The following is an 18035-nucleotide window of genomic DNA, read 5'->3' as shown; positions in this document are numbered from 1 at the left end:
GAGCATGACAACAAACGACTTACAAGCTCATAGTAGCGTCCTGGAACGCCTGAAACCCCTTATTAACACAGAGCTGTTTGATGAGGAGTTTCGGCTATTGACCGGCGACTTAGCTAAATCGCAGCAATTCCTGATCAAAATGGAATTAAAGCGGTTGGCACAGCCGTGCAGCTATTATATCGATTTACGTGGCAGGGTCGACGGCGATGTACGTCCTTTTGATCATAAAGGTCAAACCCATTACCTGGATGAACTGGCGATCCAGACGTTCGAAAAAGGGCTGAAACAATACGGTCAGTACACTATTGGTATTTTTGAAGATGTCACCAACACCAATAACAACTTCAGAGTACGGCATCAGCAGGAAACGAATAAAAGATTACAGGACGTATTATCCGGAGAAGTTTCCGAGACAAGAGACTTAGCTGCAATTCCCTCTGATCTGGATGCGACAGCAAATGATTATAAAGCAGCGCACCTGATCCGCTTTGCCGGCTACAGTGTACGCCGTGAAGAACGGATGAACTTCTCCATCGACATCGAAGTGGTATTGCAGGATGAAGAACGTTTTCCTGCAACCACCAGTGACTTGTCTGTATCTGGCTGTAAAATAAAAATACCACTGGCGATAGAACTGACTGCCGGGCAAAAAGTTGCCATATTTTTCCGTGGCTTAGAGCAAGAGTTTGCCTTAGGTATCAACAACGGCATCCCTTATCAGGTCATTGACAGTGAGGTTGCGGATAAAAGCTACTATGTGCGGCTGAAACGTTTACCTTTGGCTGATGAAAAAGGCTTTTCAGAGTTTCTGCATCATTTTATCCACGGCAATAAAAGACGCTACAAGGTCAATCTGGATAATACCTATGAAGCGGTCTTTATTAAGGGCTATGAGCAGTTTTACCTGCCGCGCATCAGCTCATTACCGGTGTTTCTGTCTGTTAATGAAGGCAAAGCCTCACCTGCCTGTGTGTTAACCACTGAAAATAACAGACATCTGATGCATTACTTTCAGGACGAACGTCAGCAGAATGTGTTGCCGCAGTTACTGCATGTAAGACGTTTAAAGCAATGTCTGGGTAAAGAAGCCAATGAAAACAGTACTGTGCTCTACACCTTTACCCATGCGGCCAAAGGCCGGTTGTTTTTTTACTCAGCCACGACCGAAGAACTGATGCAGTACCCTGAACTAAAAGCGGTATTTTTTGGTTTTGGCGCAGCCAAACCCAGCTTCCGTGCTTTTCGAATGTCAGTACTGCGCACTGTGCCTGCTCATGCCCATATTCCGTTGTCGTTACCTAATAGTGCCGATCAGGAAGTGCAAAAGCTGAATCAACCGCCGACACCTTTAATTTCCAACTTTATCCGTAACTTGCGCTACATTGTGGCACTGACCGATATCAGTACAGCCCAAAGCAGCAGTCTGTATAAAGCCATGACCTATGATGCCGCTTTATTGAATCAGCTGAAAGTCTTTGGTCATGCCAAACTGGAAAAGATCCCTCCTATTGAAAGTGCTTCAGTGCAGTATGTCAATTTACGCTCCGAAAGCCGGTTTTTATACAAAACCACAGTACTACTGGAAAGGGACAAAGGCGGTGATATCCAGTCTTTTAGCCGGGATTTTTCCAGTAAAGGTTTGCAACTTGAATGCGCTGAACCTGTCAGTTTTTCTAAAGGCGATACGGTAAAAATCAGCTTGCCAGAACTGCAAAAGATCACCACCAAACATCAGCTCTCAGGCTTAGCTTATGAAGTGATGGCGGTCAGCAAAAACAAACTGATTATGAATATGCGTGTGATAGACCCGACCAATGATCATGCAGGTAAAATATTCTTCCAGCAGCTGATTAATAACAACAGAAGTAAGCTGACGATGGCAGAGGAAACACCTAAGTTTCCGGGCCTTGGCCCTGCTCTGCGAAATATGTATGTAAAAGCTTTGGATACCTTCGCATTTTACATACATCGCCAGGGCGTTCGTTACAATCTGGATGTGGTGGCGATGGGCGCTAAACCCAGCGCTTTGCATAAGTTACTGGCTCAGTTTAGTGAAGGCCCTGAGTCCATCACTATGTTGCCGCTGTTGAAAAACAATGCCACCAATTTGCAATTTGCTAATCAGCTGAAAAAGATGAAACGTCAGGAAGTACCTTTCAGTTACGAGGTGTTTTTACGTTTTATACCTGAACAGGACAACATAGAACAAAGCTTCGAAACTAAATTTGATTTTGACTTTCAACTTTATAGCGCCAAAAAAGCTTTTGTCGATGATGTCGTCAGCACCGATTTGCTGTTTGCTTTTAAGATCTTTTTATCCCGCACTGGTCGCCCTGATACCGAGCATATTGCCAAAGAGCTGGGGTATGTCAGTACCTATGCGATCCACAAAGCTAAAGTGCTGGAAGAAGAACTTTGGAGTGTGGTGGGTGTGGGTGATGTAGTGGATATCACAGACGAGGTTTTATTGCGTTATAACATCAGCAACGAACAGATTGCAGCACAACAGCAAAAACGGCTGGCTTTGTTGGCAAGTCTTAAGTTGCCGGAATAAAAGTGGCCGGAATAAAACCAGCTCTTTCAAAAGAGCAAAACTAAATCTGCTTTAACCACAATTCAAGTTCTGCGAAATGATCGGTACCAGCGCCTGGATGAGTCAGCATAGAAATATGATCATAGTCCTGCTGATACCCCTGCGCTTTACCGAGTAAGGTATAACGCCCTGAATTTAAGCCAGTTTCCGCCAGAAAAGCCTGCACATCCAGCGGATGCCCTAACAGTTGGTCTTTGATTGCGGCAAAATGCCAACTGATTGGCCAGCTCACATCAGTGCACGCTGCGGCATAATCAAAACCGTCAGTCGGATCAACAAAAGCCTGACCACGGATCCAGCCGATGGTATCCAGCAAATACTGAGCAGGTTCGTTGTCCGCACCAAAACGCCACTGTTTTGCCGGTAAATAACCATACAAAAGACACAGCAGCGGCGAAAGCCTGTTCCAGACTAAATCAATATGCAGACGTTTTTTAAAGCCGCCTACGCTAATCACCCGCTTGCTGCCAAAAGTGATGATGGCTTTGACCTTAGGCAGCAACTCTGGAAAACGAGCTAAACTTGCAGCCAAAACCACACCAGCCCAGGAATGCGCTATCACTACAACAGGCTGCTGATGCTGCTGGTACAAATGATTAATGAAAGCTGGAATATCCAAACAAATCAGTTGTTGCTGGCTGTGATTAAAACCTCTGCTTGCTTTAGGACTGGATAAACCACGGCCCGCAAAATCAGCACAAGTGACATCAAAACCCCGGTCTGCCAGAAAACAGCCCAAACCCCGGCCTTTTTCATTGTAAAAAATCCGGCTGTTTTCAATAGCGCCATGCAGCATCAGCACTGGATAAGCGCAATCTGGCTGATCCGGTGTTAACTGCCGCAAATGCAGCTGATAATCAGCGACATTGAGCCAGGCTGAGCTTTGCTGGTGTTGCATCAGCTTTCCAATAAATACAGCAATTGCAATAACGAGCCTTGCCGTATCGCCGCTTTGGCCTGTGCCTGTACCTTAGGTTTGGCATGAAAAGCCACACCAAGGGCTGCAACAGCCAGCATAGGTAAATCGTTGGCGCCATCACCAATAGCCACAGTCTGACTGGACGGAATTTGGTATTGACTGGCAATCTGTTGCACCACATCAGCTTTGGTCTGAGCATCCACTACATCACCCAACACCTGGCCTGTCAGCTTGCCATCGATGATTTCCAGCTGATTAGCAAAAGTGGCCGTCAGTTGTAAACGCTGCTTTAAGGCTTCGGTAAAATAGGTAAAACCACCGGATGCGATCACCACTTGCCATTGATGTTGCTGTAAGAATGCCACTAAGGCTTCTAAACCCGGCATTAATGGCACGGCATCCAGCACTTGCTTCAGGATGCTATCCGGTGCGTCTTTGAGCGTGGCGACACGCTGGCGTAAGCTTTGGGCAAAATCCAATTCGCCATTCATAGCACGGGCAGTCACAGCAGCTACTTGCTCACCAACACCAGCCAGTTTGGCAATTTCATCAATGCACTCAATCTGGATGGCAGTAGAATCCATATCCATCACCAGCACACCGGGTTGCTGCAAAAACACCTGTGCTGGCAGGTAGACCAATTCAGCTACCCAAGGCTCACTCAAGTGGCGTAAGGCCAGAATTTGCTCTGAGCTTAAGGCGAAAGGTAAATCAATACGCACAGCCAGGGCTAAATCGGCGTGAGGCCGATACAAACTTAACCGATAAGCCGTATCTGCAGGCAATAACTGCAGCACAACAAATAGCTGCGATAGCGTGAAGCTGCCGGAAAAAATCCGCAGGCTGGCCGTGCTTTGTCCTGTGACTAATCCGGTCCAGAATTCTGGAGCTGAAACAGAGTCAGCAGCTTCACGTTCGCTTTGATAAAAGCCGGAAGCATGCATTTGTACTATACCTTGCGCAGTCAGCCACTGAATTAAACTGTTGTCAGCAAAGGAGTTTGGGTCAATCTTATAATAAAAGCTCAAAGGGCCACCTGTACTTCATTCTGTTGCCGTGGCATTCTACCGACATTTTTAAGCCATTGTCAGTGTAAAAATCAGGCAAATTAATGCAATTAAGCGGATATCAGCACAACAAAAACTCAAAATACTTCAGACTGGCCCAGCTGTTGCTGGCACTGCTGGGTATTTGGGTGCTCTCACAATGGTGGTGGAACAGTAACCAGCAAGGTGAACTTTTATTCCAGCAACAAAGTGCTGAACTGATGCGCTCAACACTAGTGGCTTTATCCCATACCGCTGCTTATCTGATTGATAATGACCAGTTGGAAAGCTTAAAGCAGCTGACCACCCATATTGCCGCTACACCTTATTTACAGGATGTAGTGGTGTACGACGCCAATGGCGTGAAGTTATCCGCCTCAGAAGGCACAGCAGCAGCTCAGCTGTTGTACGCCCCTCAGCATGAACAAGCGCTGCTTGCCATGGTGCAGGAAATTACTCAGGAAGGTCGGGTCATTGGCTATATCAAAATCAGTATGAAACTGGATGCCAGCTTATTACCTGTCACTCAGGCCTGGCAGCAGCTGATGCAGCAGGTGTTCTGGATGCTGTTACTCGCAGGAGTTGTGGCTTTTATGCTACGCGGCACCTGGAGCAAAATCACTCATCAGTGGCAAAAATGGCGTCGCAGCAAACAAGCGGATGCGGCGAATTTGCTTTAGGTTGGGAACAACTGAATCGTAGTATTAAACAGCACTTGTGCAATTTTCTGCTGATTTTCGCCTCTTAATTCTGCCAGCGCTTTCAGTACCAAAGGCAACTGGGCTGGAGTATTAATTTGGCCCTGAAAACCATTCAGTGGCATCGAAGGGGAATCGGTTTCCAGCACTAAAGCATCGAGCGGAAACTGTTTCACTGCTTTCCGGGATTTCTCAGCACGCTCGTAGGTAATAGTACCGCCAATGCCGAGCTTAAAGCCCATATCAATAAAAGCTTTGCCTTGCGCAAAACTGCCCGAAAACGCATGCAAAATGCCACCTTGGCGAAACTGCTGCTGTTTAATGACCTGCAGTAATTCATTCTGTGATTTGCGATGGTGCAAAACCACAGGCTTTTTCAGTTTGGCTGCCAGTTGCAACTGCAGCTCAAAACACTGTCGTTGCAAAGCGAAACTTTGTTCATCCAGTGCAAAATCCAGCCCTATTTCGCCTATGGCGTTTACTTCGGGTAAAGCGGCTAAAGCCTCAAGTCCTTGCAGCGCATCAAACTGTAATTGGCTGGCCCACCAGGGATGTACACCCAAAGCGATGTAAAAACCATAATGTCGCTTTAATGCCAGCAAAGGCAACCAGGCTGAAGATTGCACTGCAGGCACTAAAAAACCTTCAACTCCCACAGCTTTGGCGTTGGCCAGATGCAACTCAAGTTGTGGCAATAACTCTGGTAAATCCAGATGGCAGTGGCTATCAAATAATACAGGCCGCGTATCGGCGGCCTGTAAAGGAGGGATTATGGACATAAGCGCTCTATAGCCCAGCTGCTATCTGCTTGCTGCTTGTACATAAAGCGGTCGTGCAGCCGATGCTCGCCCCCTTGCCAGAATTCAATCTGATGGGGTTTGACTAAAAAGCCGCCCCAAAAAGAGGGCACCGGCACTTCGCCTTGTTCAAATTTATGTTTAATTTCAGCAAACTTCTGCATCAACACCTGACGAGTCGACACAGGACGGCTTTGCTCTGAAGCCCATGCCGCCAGCTGACTTTCTTTAGGACGGGATAAGAAGTAACTCATCACCTGACTGGTCGGAACCCGCTCTGCTGTGCCATAAACAATGACCTGACGCTCCAGCGGATGCCATGGAAAATGCAAACAGACCTTAGGGTTTTGTTCCAACTCAGAGGCCTTGCGGCTGCCTAAGTTGGTGTAAAACACAAAACCTTTGCTACTGACATCCTTGAGCAACACCAGACGTTGTGATGGCTGACCTGATGCATCCACCGTGGCTACACACATAGCGGTTGGGTCTGGTAATTCAGCAGCTACTGCATCTTTCAGCCAGCCTTCAAACTGCAGAAAAGGATCGGCGTTCAGCTTATCCAGATCAAGTCTGTCCATAGTGTAACTGCGGCGAATATCAGCAATTTTCATCAGTCTTACCTTTAGCAGCGAATGAGTTCTAAAAATGCAGAGCGGATTACATCCGCTCCATTACCTCAATACCTAATAAGTCTAAGCCTTGTTTTAAGGTACGGGCCACCAGAATACTCAGCATTAAACGGCTGTTTTTCAGGTCTGGTTCAATGCCTTCTTTTAAAATAGGGCAAGCTTCGTAGAAACTCATAAACTGGCTGGATAACTCGTATAAGTAGTTACACAGCAGGTTAGGTACCGCATCTTTCATCACGGCCTGTAAGGTTTCTTCTAAGCGTAACAGTTTGACGGCTAACTGCTTTTCCTGCTCTTCCAGAAGTTGCAGCGGAGCAACAAAGCTCTCATCTATACCAGCACGGCGCAAAATTCCGCTGACACGGGTATAAGCATATTGCAGGTAAGGTGCTGTGGCACCTTCAAAACTTAACATGGCATCCCAGCTAAAGACGTAATCACTGGTGCGGTTTTTCGATAAGTCAGCAAACTTCACTGCACCTATACCGACTTTACGCGCTACTTCAGCCATTTCTTCAGCGCTTAAATCAGAGGATTTTTGCTCTACCACAGCCTGAGCACGCACTACGGCTTCTTCTAACAAATCAGCCAGTTTAACAGTGCCGCCGGTACGGGTTTTAAACGGCTTACCGTCTTCACCCATCATGGTGCCAAAGGGGCAGTGATCATAAGCGACGTGTTCTTTTAACAAGCCAGCTTTACGGGCCACTAATTCCACTTGTTTAAAGTGCAGCGCCTGACGGGCATCGGTAAAAATCACGATACGATCGGCAGCCAAATCAAAGCTACGGTACTGACAAGCCGCTAAATCTGTAGTGGCATAGAGGAAACCACCACCAGTTTTTTGCACAATAAAAGGTGAAGGATTACCTTCTTTATCCGCCAGTTCATGTAAAAACACCACTAAAGCGCCTTCACTCTCCACAGCTAAACCCTGCTGTTTTAAGCTATCTACTATAGGCTGCAGCATAGAGTTATAAGCACTTTCAGGCTTGATATGCTCATGGCCTAAAGTCACTTTTAAGGTTTTATACACTTCATCGCTGTGTTTAATGGAGGTGTCGATAAACAGCTGCCATAACTTCTGGCAGTGCGCATCGCCACTTTGTAGTTTCACTACATAGTCACGCGACTTATCGGCAAAACCTGCTTCATCGTCAAAACGTTTTTTCGCTTCGCGGTAGAAATCTTCCAGATCGGCTAAAGCCACTTGCTCTAAGTCGATACCAGCTGCAAGCTTGTCTTCCAGATGCGCAATCAACATACCAAACTGCGTACCCCAGTCGCCCATATGGTTCTGACGAATGACTTTATCGCCCCAGAACTCCAGACAGCGCACGACTGCGTCGCCAATAATGGTGGAGCGCAAATGGCCAACGTGCATCTCTTTAGCCAGGTTGGGCGCTGAGTAATCCACGACAACAGTTTGCGGGGCCTGATTTGCGCTTAGCGTTATACGTGGGTTTTGTGAAGCTCCCACCAACTTTGCAGCTAACCAGTCTTTACGTAATGTGACGTTAATAAAACCTGGGCCTGCAATCTCCACTTTTTCAGCCATATCGGCTAAATCCAGTTGTTGCACCAGCTGTTCAGCCAAAGCACGGGGATTGGTTTTTAATAACTTGGCGGCCGCCATAGCACCGTTAATTTGGTAATCACCAAATTCAACTTTAGTGCTGATGGTGACAGCCGTATTGGTATCGGCAGGCAAACCCAAAGCCACCATGGCGGCTTGGGTTTTTGTGGATAATAATTCTTTGATATTCATAACAAACCTTTGCTCGAGCCTGAATTAATGTTCACGGGTCTTATGGAATTTGATCTTCGGATAACGCTCTATCGACAAGTTCAGGTTGACCATAGTAGGTGCCAGATACGTCAGGTTATCGCCACCGTCGAGCGCCAAGTTAGTACTGGCTTTGCTCTTTAATTCAGTCATGGCTTTGTGATCGTCGCTATAAACCCAACGAGCAGTCGTCACGTTGACGCTTTCGTAAATCGCATCGACGCTGTATTCAGATTTTAAGCGATGCACCACCACGTCAAACTGCAGCACACCCACAGCGCCAACGATCAAATCGTTGTTATCCAGCGGACGGAACACCTGTACAGCGCCCTCTTCTGACAACTGCACTAAACCTTTGAGCAGTTGCTTTTGTTTCAGTGGGTCACGCAAACGAATACGGCGGAATAATTCAGGCGCAAAGTTTGGAATACCAGTGAAGTTAAATTTCTCACCTGATGTGAAGGTATCACCAATCTGAATAGTGCCGTGGTTATGTAAACCTATGATATCGCCAGGGTAAGCTTCTTCCACATGTTCACGATCGCCCGCTAAAAAGGTTAAAGCCTGTGGTACCAGCATGTCTTTGCCAATACGCACATGGTGCATTTTCATGCCCTTTTCATATTTACCTGAACAGATGCGTAAAAAGGCCACGCGGTCACGGTGTTTCGGGTCCATGTTGGCCTGAATTTTAAAGACAAAACCAGTAAAAGCAGGTTCAGACGGCTCAATAACACGAGTAGTGGTAGTACGGTGTTGTGGTGCAGGCGCCCATTCGGTTAACCCGTCCAGCATATGATCGACACCAAAGTTACCTAAGGCAGTACCAAAAAACACCGGGGTTAATTCACCTTTACGGAACAGCTCTAAATCAAACTCATGGCTTGCGCCTTTGACCAGTTCCATTTCTTCACGTAACTGACCAGCGTAATAACCCACTCTTTTATCCAGTTCAGGGTTGTTGATGCCTTTAATCACATCCAGTTCCTGGATGGTATGGCCCATACCTGATTTGTATAAAATAATTTCGTCACGGTAAATATGATAAACACCTTTAAACTCTTTACCAGAGGCGATTGGCCAGGTGATAGGAGCACAGGCGATTTTTAATACGCTTTCCACTTCATCTAATAAATCAACAGGATCACGAATATCGCGGTCCATTTTGTTCATAAAAGTGATGATAGGCGTGTCACGTAAACGGGTGACTTCCATCAGTTTAATGGTACGGTCTTCAACACCTTTAGCGCCGTCGATCACCATTAAGCAAGAATCCACCGCCGTTAAAGTACGGTAGGTATCTTCCGAGAAGTCTTCGTGACCAGGAGTATCAAGCAGGTTGACTAAGCAATCCGCATAAGGGAACTGCATCACAGATGTCGTGACCGAGATGCCCCGCTCTTTCTCCATTTCCATCCAGTCGGAGGTGGCGTATTGTCCAGACTTTTTACCTTTGACCGTACCTGCTTTTTGGATCAACTGTCCAAACAACAACACTTTTTCAGTGATAGTGGTTTTACCGGCATCCGGGTGAGAGATGATCGCAAAAGTGCGGCGTTTGTTAATTTCTTCTAAAAACAGTTCGGTAGTCATGCCATCCAACTTGATCAATAAACGAAGCCCACAACATAGCCAAGAAGCAGAGTGGGCTTGGGTTACTTGGGTATAAAGGGAAATTTCGCGCGATTATAGCAGCAAGCAGAGCATAGGCACAGAATTTAGCCACTTTGCTCTGGAAATTATCTTTCTGGAGAGGCGATTTAACCTTAGCCTAAGGGCAAAGCCATTAAAATGGCGTCTTCACGGCCTGTCGCCGTTGGGTAATAACTGGGGCGTAAACCGGTTTGAATAAAACCACATTTTTCATACAGCTTAATGGCATTGGCATTGGATTGACGTACTTCCAGCCAGCAGTCCAGTGCTTCTAAATCCTGAGCCTGCGCAATAAAGTGCTGCATCAGTTGCTGGCCATAACCCTGGCCCTGAGCTTTTGGAGCCACACCAATATTAAATAAACTGGCTTCTACTGCGACTTTTTCGCCTATGTAAAAACCCAGGATGGCGTCGTTATCATCCATTAGCACTGCATTAAAATAACGCTCGCTAAAGCAGGTATTAAAGGTGCCTTCCGACCATGGATGACTATTGGCGCTTTGTTCTATCTGCAGCATCGCAGGGATATCGGCAGGGGTGGCACTACGTATTAACGGCATGCATCAGCTCTCTTGCTGGAGGCACAACCAGAGCAGCTTTTTCTGCTGGGCTGACTGTAATAATTCAATCGAAGGTGTTACTAAGAGTCCGTTTTGCAACATAGGTTCAGTACTGGCCGGGTTTAACCGCCACTGCAGATCAGGTTGATACTCGCCAAGCGCCACAAAGACGTCTTTGCAGAAGGTCAGTTCCGGGTCTGGTTCCTGGTAAGGTTCAGTGTATGATTCAGTATCAACAGGAACTGCTGGTTCGACGGCTTCAACTACAGCTTTGATAGCTGTGACAGGTTCTGCCAGCACACCAATTTCAGCTTCAGGCGTTTTGGCCATAGCAGAAAACTCTTGATGTAATTCAAGTGGTTGTATCTGGAGTAAGTGCAGCAGTTGCTGCTTAGACGATAAAGAATTCATATCAGAATGAAGTGGCAGGGGCAGAGGGATTCGAACCCCCAACCATCGGTTTTGGAGACCGCTGTTCTACCAATTGGAACTATGCCCCTAGCGTTGGAGGCGCCATTATACAAAAGAGAGTTCAAAGGTAAAGCAAAAATCTGTCTGCACTGATTTAACTGCACATAAAACATACGTTTCATTCCTTTAACTCCCCTTCTCTGATTGCTACAAAGTTTTCTAATCGTAAATTACGATACTCTCGAGCTTATTAATTCGTTTTCATCGAAGCATTTATCGGGCTTATGCTGCTTCCATAGCTTCAAAGGAGAAAAACCATGAGCAAAGTACAAGATATATTCCAGCGTGAATTTCCACGCCTGCAACAAGACGATACGATAGTTCAGGCTGTGCAGCAACTGCGACAGTTTAACCTGACCGGTGCACCGGTGTTTGATAAAGAAAATAACCTGGTCGGTTATTTGTCTGAGCAGGACTGCTTAACCGCTATGTTACACGCCAGCTACTTCTGCAGTCTGCACAACACCATAGCTCAGGTGATGAGTAAAAAGGTGGTCACTGTGCTGACGTCTGACAGCGTGGTGGATAGTGCAGTGATCTTTACCAGCCTGCATTTGCATCAGCTGCCTGTGCTTGAGAGTGGCGTGGTGGTTGGGGTGCTGAATAGAGGCCAGGTGGTTAGAGCGCTGGAGGCTACGCTTGGGGACTGTTATGGCGGGGAACGGGCGGCTTAGGGTTTGGTGGTTTGGTGGTCTGGGGAGCAATTGCAGAAATGAAAACTTCGCGGCAGGAGGATTGCGTTTGCCGTCCTGGCAAACGTCCCTACGGGACCGCGCGAAGCGCGTCCACAAAACGACAGGACGTCGTTTTGCACAGCTTCGCTGCCGAAGGCGAGTACCAGGGATGGTACGAGTGAAAATCGCTCCCGGCGATTTTGTCGAACCGTGAAATCGGGATCTCAAGACGCCAACAGTTTGGCGTCTTGCCGATTGAACACGACGAGCTCTGCGAGGAGATAGGAGGTTCTCACCTACTGCGTCCGCATCGTTGATCTGTTTGACTGAATTTTAGGCACAAAAAAACCTGCACTTAGCAGGTTTAGTTGTGGTGGACGCAGGAGGATTCGAACCTCCGACCGCTCGGTTCGTAGCCGAGTACTCTATCCAGCTGAGCTATGCATCCATCTGGTACTTTCTTTTTCACATCGTCGTTGTAGTTAAGTGGTGGACGCAGGAGGATTCGAACCTCCGACCGCTCGGTTCGTAGCCGAGTACTCTATCCAGCTGAGCTATGCATCCAATCTTAACAGTACAACTGGCGGAGAAGGAGGGATTCGAACCCTCGATAGAGTTTCCCCTATACACCCTTAGCAGGGGTGCGCCTTCAGCCACTCGGCCACTTCTCCGCACTACGTTGCGGCGTGTATATTAATGTCTCAGGAAAATAAGTCAAACAATTTTTGGAGCTGGAAAGCGCGTTTGCTGACCTTTTAAACAATTCGACTAAATATTCGCTACAAAGCGTTAAAAATATACAATTTCTAAAAATGATAAAGCTTAAAACTTATTGATCGTCATCGCCGCTAAAGCCACCTGGGGTGCCTTTTTCAGCCTGAATGCGCATATAAATCTCTTCTCTGTGCACTGAAACTTCTTTTGGTGCATTCACACCGATACGAACCTGATTTCCTTTGACGCCTAAAACTGTGACCGTGACTTCATCACCAATCATCAGTGTCTCACCAACACGACGCGTTAAAATAAGCATTCTTTGCTCCTTTTGTATGATCCCAGCTTCCAATGGTTGCGCTTGTTTGATCGTACTGCGCAGACCTGTCAGTTGTATGATAACTCAGCTGACAAATTTATGAAAACCTTGAAATTAATTAACTGAACCCAATAAGGCAGTATGTAAAGCGACCGCTACTTTATTCAATTCAGTCTCTGGCACGACGATCGATAATTTAATTTCGGCACAACTGACAGCAACAACCTGCACGGCTAATAACTGCAATTGTTCAAATACTGTCGCTGTAATGGCAGGATTTGATTTCAGCCCTATCCCTACTATAGATAACTTGCCCAAAGACTTCCTGCTTTGCAGCGTGAAATTTTGCTTCTTTTTCAGTTCATTACAAATATCTTCTACAGTATTCAGATCATTTTGGTTCAAACTGAACTGCATCTGTACTAAACCTGACGGCGCATACTGCACCTTTAACATATCGGTCTCAATAGCTAAACGGGCGAACTCCTTCAGTAATGCGATATGTAGCTCACTACTTAGCTCATTCAGCTCCAACCAGACTTCACCGGTCTGGCATGCCAGTCCTGTCACCGCTGGTACACTCATTGTCTGGTCCTCATAACACACTAAAGTTCCCTGATCAGGTCTGAAGCTGGATAACACCCGAACCGGCACCTGATGCATAGCCGCATATTCGACAGAGCGGGAGTGCAATACTTTCGCGCCTAAACTGGCCAGTTCCAGCATACTGGATGCATCTACATGAGGCAGCCGGAACGCATCCGCACAAATTCGCGGGTCCATGCTGTAAATACCGTCGACATCAGTAAATATCTGGCACTCGTCAGCTTTTAAGGCCGCAGCTAAAGCCACTGCTGTAGTATCAGAACCGCCACGACCTAAGGTGGTGATATTGCCTTCAATATCCCGGCCCTGAAAACCAGCAGCGATCACAATATGGCCCTGCTCCAGCTCCTGCCACAAACGTTCAGTGCCGACAGATAAAATACGGGCACGACTGAATTTATTGTCGGTCAGAATACCAATCTGATCGGCCAGTAGTGATACAGCCGGATGACCCCGTTTAATCAGCGCCATAGCCAGCAGAGCTATACTGACCTGTTCACCGCTGGCGGCGAGCATATCCAGTTCGCGGGTAGAAGGACGACTATCAATCTGATGCGCCAGCCCAAGCAGCCTGTTGGTTTCCCCTGCCATAGCAGACACCACTACCACCACTTTATGACCAGCATGCACAGTCTGAATGACCTGTTCTGCCACTGCTTCGATACGTTCGGGGGTACCTACTGAGGTACCCCCGAATTTTTGTACATATAAAGCCACTGAGCTTTACAGCTTAGCCGCAATATAGTCGGCAGCAGCTTTCAGCACGCCAGGTAAAGCGGCTACATCAGTGCCACCAGCCTGAGCTAAGTCCGGCTTACCACCGCCTTTACCGCCTACTTGTTCTGCAGCCCAGCCAATCAGCTGCCCAGCCTGAACTTTGCCAGTTAAATCAGAGGTCACGCCAGCAATTAAACTGACTTTGCCTTCGGCAGCTGTGGCTAATAACAAAATGCCTGAACCTAATTTGTTTTTCAGCTCATCGACCATAGTGCGGAAGGCTTTTGGATCTGCGCCTTTAAGCTCAGCAATCAGCACTTTGACGCCGTTAATCAGCTGCACCTGCTCCAGTAAGGAAGCACCGGCAGCGCTGGCGAGTTTGGCTTTTAATTGTTCCAGCTCTTTCTCTAAGGCTTTACGGCTGTCCATCGCCTGCTGCACTTTGTCAGCAATAGAGAAGATATCGCCTTTGAGCATCGAAGCCACAGTTTGCGCCTGTTGTTCCAGCTTATGCACAAAAGCTAAAGCGCCTTCGCCAGTCACAGCTTCAATACGACGTATACCTGCAGCTATACCGCTTTCGACCACAATTTTGAATAAGCCGATATCACCAGTGCGGGACACGTGAGTACCACCACAGAGTTCAATCGAGAAGTCGCCCATGCTCAGCACACGCACTTCGTCATCGTATTTTTCACCAAAGAGCGCCATAGCGCCTGCAGCTTTGGCTTCATCGACATTCATCAGACGGGTCAGTACCTCGTGGTTTTGTTGCACTTGCTCGTTGACCATTTGTTCGATACGGCGGATTTCATCCGCTTTTACCGCTTCAAAATGCGAGAAGTCAAAACGTAAACGCTCTGAACCTACTAAAGAGCCTTTTTGAGTCACGTGCTCACCCAAGACAGTGCGCAGTGCAGCGTGCAATAAGTGGGTGGCAGAGTGGTTTTTACGGATGGCTTCACGACGGGCATTATCAATGGCCGCATCCACTAAATCACCAATAGCCAAAGCACCTTTTAAGCTACCTTTATGGGCAAAAGCTTTACCCACTTTAATGGTATCTGCCACAGTGAATACGGCGCCATTGGCCAGCGTTAATACACCAGCATCACCGGATTGACCACCAGACTCGGCATAAAATGGGGTTTGATCCAGGATCACCAAGGCCTGCTGTCCATCGGTCAGTGCATTGACTGCATTACCTTCCAGCAGAATTTCGACCACTTTGGCTTTGCCCTGAATTTGGGTGTAGCCGGTAAAGTCAGTGCATTGTGCAGAAGTTAAGGCCTGATTGTAATCAGCGCCAAAGTTAGAGGCTTGCTGAGCACGTTTACGCTGCGCTTCCATCGCCGCTTCAAAACCGGCCTGATCCACAGTTAAACCACGTTCACGCGCCACATCACTGGTTAAATCCAGTGGGAAACCGTAAGTGTCATACAGCTTAAAGGCCACTTCGCCTGGGATCACAGTGCTGCCATTAAGATCTGCTAAAGCCTCTTCCAGAATCCCCAGACCACGCTCCAGGGTTTTACCAAACTGCTCTTCTTCTAATGCCAGCACTTTTTCAATCACGGCCTGCTTTTCATTAAGCTCTGGGTAAGCTTCGCCCATTTGTTGTGCCAAAGCGCCAACCAATTTGCTGAAAAACACACCTTTAGCGCCCAGCTTGTTGCCATGACGGATAGCGCGGCGAATAATACGGCGCAGCACATAACCACGGCCTTCATTGGATGGCATCACACCATCAGCCACTAAAAATGAACAGCTGCGGATATGGTCAGCCACTACACGTAACGACTTATCGTTTAAGTCGGTCGCGCCTGTGATTTCTGCAGTGGCTTTAATCAGCGCAGCAAAAGTGTCAATTTCGTAGTTGCTGTGCACGTTTTGCAAAATAGCTGCAATACGCTCTAAGCCCATGCCTGTATCAACGCTTGGTTTTGGCAGGGGTTCCATCCGGCCATCGGCATGACGGTTAAACTGCATAAAGACGTTGTTCCAGATCTCAATAAAACGGTCACCATCTTCTTCTGGTGAACCCGGTGGCCCACCCCAGATATGATCGCCGTGATCGTAGAAAATTTCAGTACAAGGGCCACAAGGACCTGTATCGCCCATAGCCCAGAAGTTATCTGACGCATAAGGTGCGCCTTTATTATCACCAATGCGGATAGCGCGCTCAGCGGGCACACCGATCTCTTTGGTCCAGATATCAAAAGCTTCGTCGTCTGTAGCGTAGACAGTGATCCAGAGTTTTTCTTTAGGCAGCTTGACCACTTCAGTCAAAAATTCCCAGGCGTATTTAATAGCATCCTGTTTGAAGTAATCGCCAAAGCTGAAGTTACCTAACATTTCAAAGAAGGTATGGTGACGTGCTGTATAACCTACGTTTTCTAAATCGTTGTGTTTACCGCCGGCACGTAAACAACGTTGTGCTGTCACAGCGCGGTTGTAGCTGCGCTTATCCTGGCCTAAAAACACATCTTTAAATTGCACCATACCTGCGTTGGTGAAAAGTAAAGTCGGGTCATTGCCTGGGATCAGTGAACTGCTGCTAACGATTTGGTGGCCTTTACTGGCAAAAAAGTCCAGGAAAGCGCGGCGAAGTTGTGCCGAAGTCATATACATATCTTACTCTTCTTTAAGCTCTGCAAATACAAGTTGGATAGTGTCACTGCCAAAGCCCCGGCTTTGTAAGTAACGCATCCGTTTAAGTTTGTCCTGATAATCCGTTATAGGTTTATCAGCATATTTTTTCCGGTAGGCTGAAGTCGCGACCTCAAACCAATCTATGTCTAATTCTTCCAGCAGTTGCTGTTGTAGTTCTTTTTTAATGCCCTGCTGTGCACAAAACTGGCTAATGTAAAACCATCCATAGCCTTTATGCAACTTTGCATTGACCTGCATACGGGCATAACGTAACTCGTTCTGGTAATCCCGTTGCTGCGCCCAGTCCAGCAATGCAGTAATTTGTTCTGCCGAAGCACCTTTTTGCTTTAGCTTTTGTTTTAGCTCCAGCGCACTGTATTCACGGCGCGATAGCAAACCCAACAGCCATTGTCGCAACTCCTGCTCTGTTAGAAGCTTTGGTTCTTGCGAAGGCTGAGGCTCTGTCATGGTTATACTTCCAGCACCGCAGGCGCTGAATCATCCAACTGCAGTGCAAAAAAGGCACTAAAGGATAAAAAGAATGCCACCTGCAACAGAGGAATAATCACGATAAAAGCAAAACCTAAAGTCACAATGCCCAACATGCCCAGCGCTACTGACAAGATACCAAACAAAGTTAATGCACCTACATTACGCCAACAGGCGGTTAGGCTAGCCATTAAAATAGCCTGTAACCGTTGTTCATTAAGGAAATATGCAATAGCAACCGCATAAGCAAACAGCATAAAGACCAGACTCAATACAACAGCCAGTAAAAACATCGTGACAGGATCTACTACACCAGCCTGAGTTTGCTCCATCAGCTGCGCAGCCAACAGCATTAACGGAATATTCGCTAGTAAGTTAGCACCAGCCAGCCTGATAAAAGTACGGCGGTAACGTGCTTCTTTAAACACACTAAAAATCAGCTGAAAATTAACAGCTTGCTGCTGTTGTAACAGCACTATGGTTTTATAAAAACCAGCAGTCAAAAACGGATTCGCCAATACCAGAATCACGCCAAGCACTGGATGCAACTGGGCCAATAAACTTAACACTGTGGTAAAAGCCACCATAGCAATCAGTGTCGAAGGTGCCTGACGGAATAATTCCCAAGCTTTGGTCAGCCATGACAGAGCAGCCTGCATTGGCACCCGGCGTATGATAAGTTTTACCTGAACTTTCTGATCCACTAACTTTA

The 18035-nt window shown here is 47.1% G+C and carries 16 protein-coding genes and 4 tRNA genes; 3 read left to right on the top strand and 17 right to left on the bottom strand.

What is annotated here, in order from left to right:
- The first annotated feature begins 4 nt into the window (after positions 1-4).
- A complete protein-coding gene (locus LSG34_RS05790) occupies positions 5-2554 on the top strand; it encodes a PilZ domain-containing protein (RefSeq protein ID WP_233007880.1) in 2550 nt (849 codons plus the stop codon).
- 40 nt (positions 2555-2594) lie between these two features.
- Here the strand turns inward: LSG34_RS05790 and LSG34_RS05785 are convergent, their stop codons facing one another.
- Positions 2595-3491: an alpha/beta hydrolase family protein gene (locus LSG34_RS05785; protein WP_233007879.1), complete on the bottom strand. Its 897-nt coding sequence runs from the start codon at positions 3489-3491 to the stop codon at positions 2595-2597.
- Positions 3491-4540, bottom strand: a complete 1050-nt coding sequence (gene serB / locus LSG34_RS05780) for a phosphoserine phosphatase SerB (RefSeq protein WP_233007878.1) — start codon at positions 4538-4540, stop codon at positions 3491-3493. Before serB ends, LSG34_RS05785 begins: the two co-directional genes overlap by 1 nt.
- A gap of 83 nt (positions 4541-4623) precedes the next feature.
- Here serB and LSG34_RS05775 point away from each other — a divergent pair, with 83 nt between their 5' ends.
- Positions 4624-5238, top strand: coding sequence for a hypothetical protein (locus LSG34_RS05775; RefSeq protein ID WP_233007877.1), 615 nt, complete (start codon positions 4624-4626; stop codon positions 5236-5238).
- Here LSG34_RS05775 and LSG34_RS05770 read toward each other — a convergent pair.
- The 7 genes from LSG34_RS05770 to LSG34_RS05740 form a co-directional block, all read right to left on the bottom strand.
- Positions 5235-6035: a TatD family hydrolase gene (locus tag LSG34_RS05770; protein ID WP_233007876.1), complete on the bottom strand. Its 801-nt coding sequence runs from the start codon at positions 6033-6035 to the stop codon at positions 5235-5237. The two genes, LSG34_RS05775 and LSG34_RS05770, sit on opposite strands and share 4 nt — an antisense overlap.
- The gene (pdxH, locus tag LSG34_RS05765) at positions 6026-6664 is read right to left on the bottom strand and encodes a pyridoxamine 5'-phosphate oxidase (RefSeq protein ID WP_233007875.1); all 639 of its coding nucleotides are present in this window, start codon (positions 6662-6664) and stop codon (positions 6026-6028) included. Before pdxH ends, LSG34_RS05770 begins: the two co-directional genes overlap by 10 nt.
- 46 nt (positions 6665-6710) lie before the next feature.
- Positions 6711-8450, bottom strand: a complete 1740-nt coding sequence (gene argS / locus LSG34_RS05760) for an arginine--tRNA ligase (protein WP_233007874.1) — start codon at positions 8448-8450, stop codon at positions 6711-6713.
- A gap of 24 nt (positions 8451-8474) precedes the next feature.
- Positions 8475-10061 carry a peptide chain release factor 3 gene (gene prfC, locus LSG34_RS05755; RefSeq protein WP_233007873.1) on the bottom strand — a complete coding sequence of 529 codons (1587 nt, stop codon included), beginning with the start codon at positions 10059-10061 and terminating at the stop codon, positions 8475-8477.
- A gap of 173 nt (positions 10062-10234) precedes the next feature.
- On the bottom strand, positions 10235-10681 hold the full coding sequence (rimI, locus tag LSG34_RS05750; protein ID WP_233007872.1) for a ribosomal protein S18-alanine N-acetyltransferase: 447 nt from the start codon (positions 10679-10681) through the stop codon (positions 10235-10237).
- A gap of 3 nt (positions 10682-10684) precedes the next feature.
- Positions 10685-11011, bottom strand: a complete 327-nt coding sequence (locus tag LSG34_RS05745) for a hypothetical protein (protein ID WP_233007871.1) — start codon at positions 11009-11011, stop codon at positions 10685-10687.
- Between the two features lie 93 nt (positions 11012-11104).
- Positions 11105-11181, bottom strand: a tRNA-Trp gene (locus LSG34_RS05740).
- A 228-nt stretch (positions 11182-11409) separates the two neighbouring features.
- On the opposite strand from LSG34_RS05740, the gene LSG34_RS05735 reads away from it, so the two are divergent.
- Positions 11410-11826 (top strand): CBS domain-containing protein, encoded by a 417-nt coding sequence (locus tag LSG34_RS05735; protein WP_233007870.1) that lies wholly within the window; start codon positions 11410-11412, stop codon positions 11824-11826.
- A gap of 371 nt (positions 11827-12197) precedes the next feature.
- Here the strand turns inward: LSG34_RS05735 and LSG34_RS05730 are convergent.
- The 8 genes from LSG34_RS05730 to LSG34_RS05695 all read right to left on the bottom strand — a co-directional run bounded on the left by LSG34_RS05730 (position 12198) and on the right by LSG34_RS05695 (position 18027).
- A tRNA-Arg gene (locus tag LSG34_RS05730) sits at positions 12198-12274 on the bottom strand.
- Positions 12275-12313: 39 nt separating this feature from the next.
- A tRNA-Arg gene (locus tag LSG34_RS05725) sits at positions 12314-12390 on the bottom strand.
- A 17-nt stretch (positions 12391-12407) separates the two neighbouring features.
- Positions 12408-12497: transfer RNA gene (locus LSG34_RS05720), tRNA-Ser, on the bottom strand.
- 158 nt (positions 12498-12655) lie between these two features.
- Positions 12656-12859: a carbon storage regulator CsrA gene (gene csrA, locus LSG34_RS05715; RefSeq protein WP_008897327.1), complete on the bottom strand. Its 204-nt coding sequence runs from the start codon at positions 12857-12859 to the stop codon at positions 12656-12658.
- Between the two features lie 114 nt (positions 12860-12973).
- Positions 12974-14182: an aspartate kinase gene (locus tag LSG34_RS05710; protein ID WP_233007869.1), complete on the bottom strand. Its 1209-nt coding sequence runs from the start codon at positions 14180-14182 to the stop codon at positions 12974-12976.
- Between the two features lie 6 nt (positions 14183-14188).
- Positions 14189-16807: an alanine--tRNA ligase gene (gene alaS / locus LSG34_RS05705; protein ID WP_408636159.1), complete on the bottom strand. Its 2619-nt coding sequence runs from the start codon at positions 16805-16807 to the stop codon at positions 14189-14191.
- A 9-nt stretch (positions 16808-16816) separates the two neighbouring features.
- On the bottom strand, positions 16817-17302 hold the full coding sequence (locus tag LSG34_RS05700; RefSeq protein WP_233007867.1) for a regulatory protein RecX: 486 nt from the start codon (positions 17300-17302) through the stop codon (positions 16817-16819).
- A 2-nt stretch (positions 17303-17304) separates the two neighbouring features.
- Positions 17305-18027: a DUF2189 domain-containing protein gene (locus LSG34_RS05695; RefSeq protein WP_233007866.1), complete on the bottom strand. Its 723-nt coding sequence runs from the start codon at positions 18025-18027 to the stop codon at positions 17305-17307.
- Positions 18028-18035 lie beyond the last annotated feature (8 nt).

It is taken from the genome of Rheinheimera faecalis, from assembly GCF_021290965.1.
Taxonomy (GTDB): domain Bacteria; phylum Pseudomonadota; class Gammaproteobacteria; order Enterobacterales; family Alteromonadaceae; genus Pararheinheimera; species Pararheinheimera faecalis.
The sequence above is the reverse complement of the archived record's forward strand: the minus strand, read 5'-3'. Positions and strand labels throughout refer to the sequence as shown.

What these genes read in the sequence shown, in the direction of transcription:
- pdxH (WP_233007875.1), bottom strand. Translation starts at nt 6,664, where the DNA reads ATGAAAATTGCTGATATTCGCCGCAGTTACACTATGGACAGACTTGAT.
- rimI (WP_233007872.1), bottom strand. Translation starts at nt 10,681, where the DNA reads ATGCCGTTAATACGTAGTGCCACCCCTGCCGATATCCCTGCGATGCTG.
- LSG34_RS05700 (WP_233007867.1), bottom strand. Translation starts at nt 17,302, where the DNA reads ATGACAGAGCCTCAGCCTTCGCAAGAACCAAAGCTTCTAACAGAGCAG.
- LSG34_RS05770 (WP_233007876.1), bottom strand. Translation starts at nt 6,035, where the DNA reads ATGTCCATAATCCCTCCTTTACAGGCCGCCGATACGCGGCCTGTATTA.
- LSG34_RS05735 (WP_233007870.1), top strand. Translation starts at nt 11,410, where the DNA reads ATGAGCAAAGTACAAGATATATTCCAGCGTGAATTTCCACGCCTGCAA.
- alaS (WP_408636159.1), bottom strand. Translation starts at nt 16,807, where the DNA reads ATGACTTCGGCACAACTTCGCCGCGCTTTCCTGGACTTTTTTGCCAGT.
- csrA (WP_008897327.1), bottom strand. Translation starts at nt 12,859, where the DNA reads ATGCTTATTTTAACGCGTCGTGTTGGTGAGACACTGATGATTGGTGAT.
- LSG34_RS05790 (WP_233007880.1), top strand. Translation starts at nt 5, where the DNA reads ATGACAACAAACGACTTACAAGCTCATAGTAGCGTCCTGGAACGCCTG.
- prfC (WP_233007873.1), bottom strand. Translation starts at nt 10,061, where the DNA reads ATGACTACCGAACTGTTTTTAGAAGAAATTAACAAACGCCGCACTTTT.
- LSG34_RS05745 (WP_233007871.1), bottom strand. Translation starts at nt 11,011, where the DNA reads ATGGCCAAAACGCCTGAAGCTGAAATTGGTGTGCTGGCAGAACCTGTC.
- LSG34_RS05775 (WP_233007877.1), top strand. Translation starts at nt 4,624, where the DNA reads ATGCAATTAAGCGGATATCAGCACAACAAAAACTCAAAATACTTCAGA.
- LSG34_RS05785 (WP_233007879.1), bottom strand. Translation starts at nt 3,491, where the DNA reads ATGCAACACCAGCAAAGCTCAGCCTGGCTCAATGTCGCTGATTATCAG.
- argS (WP_233007874.1), bottom strand. Translation starts at nt 8,450, where the DNA reads ATGAATATCAAAGAATTATTATCCACAAAAACCCAAGCCGCCATGGTG.